The sequence below is a fragment of the Streptomyces sp. NPDC058964 genome (assembly GCF_042741275.1).
GTDB lineage: Bacteria > Actinomycetota > Actinomycetes > Streptomycetales > Streptomycetaceae > Streptomyces.
In genome coordinates this window covers 1-8,779 of record NZ_JBHYKH010000384.1, presented here as the reverse complement: position 1 = coordinate 8,779, position 8,779 = coordinate 1, and the positions used below count along the sequence as shown (strand labels likewise).

The 8,779-nt window shown below is 71.1% G+C and carries 8 protein-coding genes; 5 read left to right on the top strand and 3 right to left on the bottom strand.

Going from position 1 to position 8,779, the window contains the following annotated elements; translation table 11 throughout:
• Positions 1-275 (top strand): hypothetical protein (locus tag ACFW2E_RS34005; RefSeq protein ID WP_384471921.1); only part of this gene is annotated, 275 nt, incomplete at its 5' end.
• Positions 276-303: 28 nt separating this feature from the next.
• Here the strand turns inward: ACFW2E_RS34005 and ACFW2E_RS34000 are convergent.
• From ACFW2E_RS34000 to panB, 3 genes are all read right to left on the bottom strand, one after another.
• Positions 304-1,125, bottom strand: a complete 822-nt coding sequence (locus ACFW2E_RS34000; protein ID WP_384471918.1) for an ABC transporter permease — start codon at positions 1,123-1,125, stop codon at positions 304-306.
• Positions 1,122-2,147, bottom strand: coding sequence for an ATP-binding cassette domain-containing protein (locus ACFW2E_RS33995; RefSeq protein ID WP_384471914.1), 1,026 nt, complete (start codon positions 2,145-2,147; stop codon positions 1,122-1,124). Before ACFW2E_RS33995 ends, ACFW2E_RS34000 begins: the two co-directional genes overlap by 4 nt.
• Before the next feature lie 249 nt (positions 2,148-2,396).
• Positions 2,397-3,263, bottom strand: a complete 867-nt coding sequence (gene panB / locus ACFW2E_RS33990; protein ID WP_384471911.1) for a 3-methyl-2-oxobutanoate hydroxymethyltransferase — start codon at positions 3,261-3,263, stop codon at positions 2,397-2,399.
• A gap of 250 nt (positions 3,264-3,513) precedes the next feature.
• On the opposite strand from panB, the gene ACFW2E_RS33985 reads away from it, so the two are divergent.
• The 4 genes from ACFW2E_RS33985 to ACFW2E_RS33970 all read left to right on the top strand — a co-directional run bounded on the left by ACFW2E_RS33985 (position 3,514) and on the right by ACFW2E_RS33970 (position 8,407).
• The gene (locus tag ACFW2E_RS33985) at positions 3,514-5,112 is read left to right on the top strand and encodes an MFS transporter (RefSeq protein WP_384471908.1); all 1,599 of its coding nucleotides are present in this window, start codon (positions 3,514-3,516) and stop codon (positions 5,110-5,112) included.
• Positions 5,113-5,199: 87 nt separating this feature from the next.
• Entirely contained in the window at positions 5,200-5,829 is a 630-nt protein-coding gene (locus tag ACFW2E_RS33980) for a TetR/AcrR family transcriptional regulator (RefSeq protein ID WP_384471905.1), read from the top strand.
• A 182-nt stretch (positions 5,830-6,011) separates the two neighbouring features.
• A complete protein-coding gene (locus ACFW2E_RS33975; protein ID WP_384471902.1) occupies positions 6,012-7,076 on the top strand; it encodes an endonuclease/exonuclease/phosphatase family protein in 1,065 nt (354 codons plus the stop codon).
• A 113-nt stretch (positions 7,077-7,189) separates the two neighbouring features.
• Complete coding sequence (locus ACFW2E_RS33970; RefSeq protein WP_384471899.1) at positions 7,190-8,407, top strand: MFS transporter; 1,218 nt, start codon at positions 7,190-7,192, stop codon at positions 8,405-8,407.
• Positions 8,408-8,779 lie beyond the last annotated feature (372 nt).

The following is an 8,779-nucleotide window of genomic DNA, read 5'->3' as shown; positions in this document are numbered from 1 at the left end:
GCCCGACGGTCCCCCCGACTCCGCCGACCTGTACGGCGCCCCCACGATGGCCCGGCCCGGCGACCCGCCGCCCCGCGCGCCCCCGCCCCCCCCCCGGCCGCCAGCGCGCCCCCGACGGTCTGCTGCCGCCGGGCCACATCGCGTCCGGCGTGGAGCGTGAGGTGCGCGCCCAGACCGTGGCACGGATCCGGGCGGTGCTCGACGACGAGGGGTACGAGACCGCGTACGCGCAGGGCGGCGGCCTCTCCCTCGCGGAGGCCACCGCCCTGGTCTGACGCGTACCGGAGGTCCCGGTGCCGGGCGTCAGCTCTTGGTGCGGAACTTGTGGATCGCGACCGGCGCCATCACCGCGGTGAGAGCCGCCGACCAGGCCAGGGTCACCCACAGGCCGTGCGCGACCGGTCCGCCGACCATCAGACCGCGCGCGGTGTCCGCGAGCGCCGACAGCGGGTTGTAGTCGGTGAAGTTCTGCAGCCAGCCCGGCATCGAGGCGGTCGGCGCGAAGATCGACGAGCCGAACTGCAGCGGCATCAGCACCAGGAAGCCCATGGCCTGCACGGACTGCGCGCTCTTCATCACCACGCCGAGGGTGAGGAACACCCACATCAGGGCCGAGCCGAACACCGCGGACAGGCCCACCGAGGCCAGCAGTCCGGGCCAGTTGGTGATGTCGAAGCCCACGAGGACGCCGACGATCATGAGTACCACGGTCGCGAACAGCATGCGCATCAGCTCGACCGCGATCTTGGCGAACAGCACCGAGCCGCGCCCGATCGGCAGGGACCGGAAACGGTCCATGACACCGGAGTTGAAGTCCGTGTTGAAGCCGGTGCCCACCCCCTGGGCCATGTTCATGCCCATCATGGCCATCAGACCGGGCACGACGTACTGCACGTACTGGTCCTGACCGCCGCCCAGGGACTGGCCGATGGAGCCGCCGAAGACGTACACGAACAGCAGGGTGAAGATGACCGGGAACAGGATGGCGTCGAACATCGACTCCGGGTCCTGCCGGATCCACAGCAGGTTGCGGCGGATGAGCGCGCCCGTGTGGCGCAGATGGGCGCGCAGTGGGATGGGCGCGTCAGCCTTGGAAGCGGCTGCGGCGAGGGTGGCGGCGCTCATACGGCGACCTCCTCGAGGGTCTCGGCGGGCGTGACGTCCTGCGGGGCACTGGCGCGGTGGCCGGTGAGGGACAGGAAGACCTCGTCCAGGCTGGGCAGTTCGGTGGTGATCGAGGAGATGGTGATGCCGCTCGCGGTGACCGCGCCGACCACCGCGGTCAGCTGCTCGTCGCTGAGGACGGGTACCAGCAGCGAGCCCGCGGCGGTGTCCACGGCCGTGCCGGCGAGCCCGGTGATGCCCAGCTCGTCGAGCATCCCGGCGAGCGGGCGCAGCTCCAGCGGGTCCGCGGGCCGGACCCGCAGCGTGCGTCCGCCGACCCTGGCCTTCAGTTCCTCGATGCCGCCGTTCGCGATGACCTTCCCGCGGTCGACGACGGTCAGCTCGGAGGCGAGCTGCTCGGCCTCCTCCATGTACTGGGTGGTCAGCAGGACGGTGACGCCGTCCCCGACCATGGCCTTGACCTCGTCCCACACCTCGTTGCGGGTACGCGGGTCGAGTCCCGTCGTCGGCTCGTCGAGGTAGAGCACCGCGGGGCGCCCGATCATCGACGCGGCCAGGTCGAGCCGCCGCCGCATACCGCCGGAGTACGTTCCCGCGGGCCGCCGGGCGGCCTCCGTCAGCGAGAACCGCTCCAGGAGCTCGTCGGCGCGGGCGCGGGCCTCCTTGCGCGGCAGGTCCAGCAGCCGGCCGATCATGTAGAGGTTCTCCCAGCCGGGGAGCTTCTCGTCCACCGACGCGTACTGCCCGGTGAGGCCGATCACCCGGCGCAGCTGCCGGGGCTGCCGCACGACGTCGTACCCGGCCACGGTGGCGTGCCCGGCGTCGGGGGTCAGCAGGGTGGACAGGATGCGTACGAGGGTGGTCTTGCCGGCTCCGTTCGGCCCGAGCACACCCATCACGGTGCCCTCGCGCACATCCAGGTCGACACCGTCCAGTGCCCTGGTCTCGCCGTAGTGCTTGACCAGCCCCCGTACGGTCACGGCGCTGTTCGCGCCACTGGGGTTGTCGTCGATTCGCGTCATGCCCACGACGTTGTCAGCCCCGACCGACAAACCGCCTACAGACCGCCTACAGCGCCCGACGGACAACCGACACCACCGACAATTCCCCGACGAGCACCGCAACCACCGATCGAGGAACCACTACGGCGGGCACCAGGTCCGCGAGAGCGGCGACGGTTCAGGCGCAAACGGGTGACAGGCCCCGCCGACGGGGGACGATCGGCGGGGCCTGTCGGTGGTGCGACGGTGGCTCGGTGGCGCGGCTGCGCCTCAGTGGACGGAGTGCTCCTCCAGCGGGAACGTTCCGCCCACGACGTCCTCGGCGAACTCCTTCACCGCGTTGCCCATGACCTCACGCAGGCCGGCGTACTTCTTCACGAACTTGGGCACGCGCCCGCCCGTCAGGCCGAGCATGTCGGTCCACACCAGGACCTGCGCGTCGGTCTCCGGACCGGCGCCGATGCCGACGGTCGGGATGTGCAGCACCCGCGTCACCTCGGCTGCCAGCTCGGCGGGGACCAGTTCCAGGACCACCGCGAAGGCGCCCGCGTCCTGCACGGCCTTCGCGTCGCGCAGCAACTGGGCCGCCGCCTCCTCGCCGCGCCCCTGGACGCGGTAGCCCATGGCGTTCACGGACTGCGGGGTCAGGCCGATGTGGGCCATGACCGGGATGCCGGACTCGACCAGCAGCCGGATCTGCTCGTAAGAGCGCTCCCCGCCCTCCAGCTTCACCGCGCCGACACCGGCCTCCTTCACCAGCCGGGTCGCCGAGCGCAGCGCCTGCACCGGGCCCTCCTGGTAGGAACCGAACGGCAGGTCGCCGACGATCAGGGCGCGCTGGGTGCCGCGCACGACCGCGGCCGACAGCATGGTCATCTCGTCGAGGGTGACGGGTACGGTCGTCTCGTACCCGAGGTGGCAGTTGCCCGCCGAGTCGCCGACCAGGAGCACCGGAATGCCGGCCTCGTCGAAGACGGACGCGGTCATCGCGTCGTAGGCGGTGAGCATGGGCCATTTCTCGCCCCGCTCCTTGGCGAGGGCGATGTCGCGGACGGTGATGCGGCGTGTGCCCTTGCCCCCGTACAGCGCCTTGCTGCCGTCGGAGGGCTTGTTCTGGGCAGCCGAAAGCTGCGTCATGGCAACGGCTCCTTCAGTCATCTCGAGGCGCCCTCACGGCGTCCCCGGATCCCTTCCATGGTGGCACCTCGTGCCAGGGAGGACCAGGGGACCCTCGTGTGATCCCTTACGTCATCCCATCGCACCGCGCTCGCACCGGGCCCGCGTCCCGCTCGGTCCCGGGTTGGCCGTGATCGTGCCGGGTAAGGTATCGGTAAAGGAAATTAGATACGAGACGGTTCCGTATTGGAAATGGCCTAGGGTCGTCGACATGACAACTTCTGCCGACCGTGCCTCTCACGGTTCCCGGATACCTGAAGCGGTGCACCGCCGCCGCTGGGCGATCCTCGGCGTCCTGATGCTGAGCCTGCTGATCGTGGTGCTCGACAACTCGATCCTGAACGTCGCCATCAAGACCATCTCCACCCCGGCCCCGACCGGCCTGGGCGCCACCCAGAGCGAGATCGAGTGGGCGATCAACGCCTACACCCTCGTCTTCGCCGGCCTGCTGTTCACCGCGGGCCTCGTCGGTGACCGGCTGGGCCGCAAGAAGGTCCTGCTCGGCGGCCTCGTCGTGTTCGGCGTCGGCTCCGCCCTCGCCGCCGAGTCCGGCTCCCCGGGCGAGCTCATCGCCTACCGCGCGCTGATGGCCCTCGGTGCCGCCTTCGTCATGCCCGCCACCCTCGCCGTGCTGATGAACGTCTTCGAGCGCGAGGAGCAGCCCAAGGCCATCGGCATCTGGGCCGGCGGCGTCGGACTCGCCATCGCCATCGGACCGATCACCGGCGGCGCGCTCCTCGACCACTTCTGGTGGGGCTCGGTCTTCCTCGTCAACGTCCCCATCGTGCTCCTCGCGCTCGCGCTGATGGTGTGGCTGGTGCCCGACTCGCGCGACCCGAAGCCCGGCCGTCTCGACCCCGTCGGCGTCGTGCTCTCGGTCGTCGGCCTGGTCCTGCTGGTCTACGGCATCATCAAGGGCGGCGAGCTCGCCGACTTCACCGACGCCAAGGTCCTGGCGACCATCGCGGCCGGTCTCGCGGTCCTCGCCGGCTTCGTCGTCTTCGAGAAGCGCAGCGACCACCCGTCCCTGGACGTCACCTACTTCAAGAACAAGGTCTTCTCGGCCGCCATGAGCGCCATCGCGCTGGTGTTCTTCGCGCTGATGGGCGTGACGTTCTTCGGCGTCTTCTACACCCAGAGCGTGCGCGGCTATTCGCCACTGGAGTCCGGTGTGCTGATGCTGCCGCTGGCCGCCGCGCAGATGGTCTTCGCGCCGCGTGCCCGGCTGCTCGTCGACCGGTTCGGCAACAAGGCGACCACCACGGCCGGTCTGCTCCTGATCGCCGTGACCCTGGCCATCTTCGCCACCTTCGAGGCGGACACGCCGATCTGGCTCCTGGAGGTCGACTTCTTCCTCATGGGCACCGGCATGGCGCACATCATGACGCCGACCTCCGTCGTCATCATGCAGGCCCTGCCGCGCGAGAAGGCCGGCTCCGCCTCCGCGCTCAGCAACACCTTCCGCCAGGTCGGCGGCGCCCTCGGCATCGCCGTGCTCGGCTCGGTCCTGGCCACCTCGTACCGCACCGGCATCGAGGACAAGCTCGGACTGCTGCCGCCCGGCCTCCGCGACACGGCGGGCGAGTCCATCGAGGCCACCCTGGGTGTCGCCGAGAAGCTCGGCCCGCGCGGCCAGGCCCTGGTCGGACCCGCTCACGACGCGTTCCTGCACGCCATGCACGTCACCGCCCTGTGCGGTACGGGGGTGGCGATCCTCGGCGCGATCGTGACGGCACTCTTCCTGCCGGGCAGGCCGCAGGCGCCGCAGGAGGGCAAGCAGGAGCAGGAGTTGGTCGCCGCCGCGGACTAGTCCGCGCACCGGCGTCCGGAGAGGCACCACGGGGGAAGGAGGCGGCTGCGGGACAATCCCCGCAGCTCAGTGAAAGGACGAAACGACGTGAGCCTTGCCGATAGCCGGCCGCAGCAGCTCGGTCCCGCACGGGGCCGTCCGCGCAGCGAGGCCGTGGAACGCGCCATCCTGGAAGGCGTGATGAAGCTCCTGGAGGAGGGCGTACCCCTCGCCGAGCTCTCCATCGAGCGCGTCGCGCGCACCGCCGGCGTCGGCAAGGCCACCATCTACCGCCGCTGGAGCGGCAAGGAGGACCTCTTCGTCGACGTCATGCGCGCCGCCGAGCCCCCCGACCCCGTGCTCCCCGGCACCTCGATGCGCGACGACCTGGTCGTCCTGCTCGAGTCCCTGCGTCAACGCGGACTGGTCAGCCGCTCCTCGGCGATCCTGCACAACGTCCACGCCCAGATGAAGAGCAGCCCCAGGATCTGGGCCGCCTACCACGCCGGCGTGATAGCTCCCCGGCGAAACCTGGGCCTCGAAGTGCTGCGCCGTGGACAGCGGAACGGCGAGCTGCGCGAGGACGTCGACCTCGAACTGGCCAACGACATGTTCGTCGGCCCCATGCTCGTCCGCTCCGTCCTGCGCCCCGACGCGGACCTCCCGGAGGGGCTGGCGGAACAGATCGTCGACACGGTCCTCGAAGGCCTACGACCCGTCAGCTCGCCTGTCACTTAGCCCGAATGTGCGCGTTTCGTCACAGTCCAGGTGGTTGTCGCCGCAACCGGAACCCCTCGCGCCGACTTGTTCGTCATCGTCTTCCGTACGGCCGCCACGCGGCGGCAGGAGCAGAGCCGATCATCCCCTAGGGTCGTAACCCGGGGCAGACGGTGCGCACGGCAGGTTGTGAGGCAGACGGTATGGCGCAGCAGGCGTACATGACGGAGACGGACAACGGCGGCTCGGGGCCCGAGCGCCGGGGATCCAGGCTCCGGCGCCTGCTCGCCCGCTTGCGCAGCGGCTTGTTCGACGGCTGGCGCGGGGATCCCGGGGTCTGGCGCCGGGGCATCGTCACCGCCGCGATCGCGCTGCTCCTCGCCCTGGTGATGCTGGTGCACTCGCGCATCCCCAACAGGGTGGGCAACCTCGGCAGCCTCACGGAGACGTTCCTGCCCTGGCTGGGCCTGCTGATCCCGCTGCTGCTGGTCCTCGGCGTCGTACGGAAGTCGGCGACCGCGCTGATCGCGGTGCTGCTTCCGGGCATCGTGTGGCTGAACCTCTTCGGCGGGCTGCTCACCGACAAGACGGGCACCGGCGGCGACCTCATGGTCGCGACGCACAACGTCAACGCCGACAACCCGGACCCGTCCGGCACGGCCCGCGACGTGGCCGCGTCCGGCGCGGACGTGCTGGCACTGGAGGAGCTGAAGGCCTCCGCCGTGCCGGTGTACGAGAGGGCGCTGGCGTCGACGTACAAGTACCACTCGGTGCAGGGCACCGTCGGGCTGTGGAGCAAGTATCCGCTCACCGGGGTCAGGGCCGTGGACATCAAGCTGGGCTGGACACGCGCGATGCGGGCCGTGGTGTCCGCCCCGGCCGGCCAGGTCGCGGTGTACGTCGCCCATCTCCCCTCGGTGCGGGTGAAGATGAAGGCCGGGTTCACCGCGCGGCAGCGCGACACGAGCGCCGACGCGCTGGGCGAGGCCATCGCGGACGAGGCGGTGCCGCGGGTCGTGCTCCTCGGTGACCTGAACGGCACCATGAACGACCGCGCCCTCAACGCCGTCACCTCCCAGCTGCGCTCCACCCAGGGCGCTGCGGGCAGCGGCTTCGGGTTCAGCTGGCCCGCGTCCTTCCCGATGGCACGGATCGACCAGATCATGGTGAAGGGGGTCGAACCGGAGAGCTCGTGGACGCTTCCGGGGACGGGCAGCGACCACCTTCCCGTGGCCGCGCGTGTGAAGGTCGCCACATCCGCCTCGTGAACATGCCTGGATAACCGGGGTTCAACGTGCCGGAATACAGTGCCGGGGACGCTTTGTTCCGCTACTGAACATAAGATGGGGCGGAACCCACTCCTGAAAGGCACAGGCCCTTCATGCCTCTGGCCCTGCTCGCGCTGGCCGTCGGCGCCTTCGGCATAGGTACGACCGAGTTCGTGATGATGGGCCTGCTGCCCGACGTCGCGGCCGACCTGCACGTCTCGATCCCTGCCGCCGGGCACCTGGTCTCGGCGTACGCGCTGGGCGTCGTCATCGGCGCCCCGCTCCTCGCCGCGGTGACCGCCCGTATGTCCCGCCGTACGGTCCTGGCGGGCCTGATGGGCCTGTTCGTCGTGGGCAACGCGCTGTCCGCCCTCGCCCCCGGCTACGAAACGCTTCTGGCCGCCCGCTTCCTGAGCGGGCTGCCGCACGGCGCCTTCTTCGGCGTCGGCGCGGTGGTCGCGACGAACATGGTGGCGCCGGAGCGCAAGGCCCGTTCCGTCTCCCTGATGTTCCTCGGCCTGACCGTCGCCAACATCGCGGGCGTTCCGGCCGCCACGTCCATGGGCCAGCACCTCGGCTGGCGGGCGACCTTCCTCGGCGTCAGCGCGATCGGCGTGGCGGCGATCGTCTCCCTGGCCCTGCTGATCCCGCGCGATCACGGGCGCACCCCCGCCGCCGGCCTGCGCGGTGAGCTGGCCGCGCTGCGGTCGGTGCCGGTGTGGCTGGCGCTGGGCACGACGGTGGCGGGCTTCGGCGCGCTCTTCGCGGCCTACAGCTACATCACGCCGATGCTCACCGACTCCGCCGGATACGCCGACTCCAGCGTGACGCTGCTGCTGGCGCTGTTCGGTGTCGGGGCCACGGCGGGCAACCTGCTGGGCGGCCGGCTGGCGGACCACGCCATGCGGGGAACGCTGTTCGGGGGCCTGGTCTCCCTGGCCGCGGTCCTGTCCCTGTTCCCGCTCCTCATGCGTACGCCGGTCACCGCGGCCCTGGCCGTCGTCCTGCTCGGCACGGCGGCTTTCGTGACGGGGTCGCCGCTCCAGCTGATGGTCATGGAGAAGGCGTCCTCCGCCCCCTCGCTGGCCTCCTCCGCCAACCAGGCCGCGTTCAACCTGGCGAACGCCGGCGGCGCCTGGATCGGCGGCCTCGCCCTGGCCGCGGGCTTCGGCGTGACGTCTCCGGCGGTGGCCGGGGCGGGGCTGGCGGTGCTGGGCCTTGGGGTGGCCGGTACGGCGTACGCCGTCGACCGGAGCCGGGCGGTCCCCGCGGGCCGCGAGCGCCGGGTCGCGGGCCACGTCCCGCACCAGCCGGAGCCCCAGCACTCCTGACCGCGCCGGCTGTCCTTCTCGCCCACCCGCCTGCCCGTCCCGGTGGGTTGAGGGGGCGGCTGGGGATGGTGCCGTGAGTCGGATGGCTCCGTCTGTTGCCCTCCCGAGGCCCTTGCCCACTCACCCACTCACCCACCCACTCACTCACCCGACTCGGTGGCCGAGAGCCGGACGCATGGGTGCGGCCCGCAGGTATTGGGCGCGGCTGGGCAGGGGTGCAGGGGACCGAGTCCCCGCCGGGGTCCGGGCGGAGGGGTGGCCCTGTGGCCCACCGAGCCGGGCGGCCGGGCGGGGCGCACCCCTACGCCTCACCGCGCCGTAAACACCCACGCGCCCCCCCCCCCAATCCCGGAAGCGGGCGCGCGCGCGCGC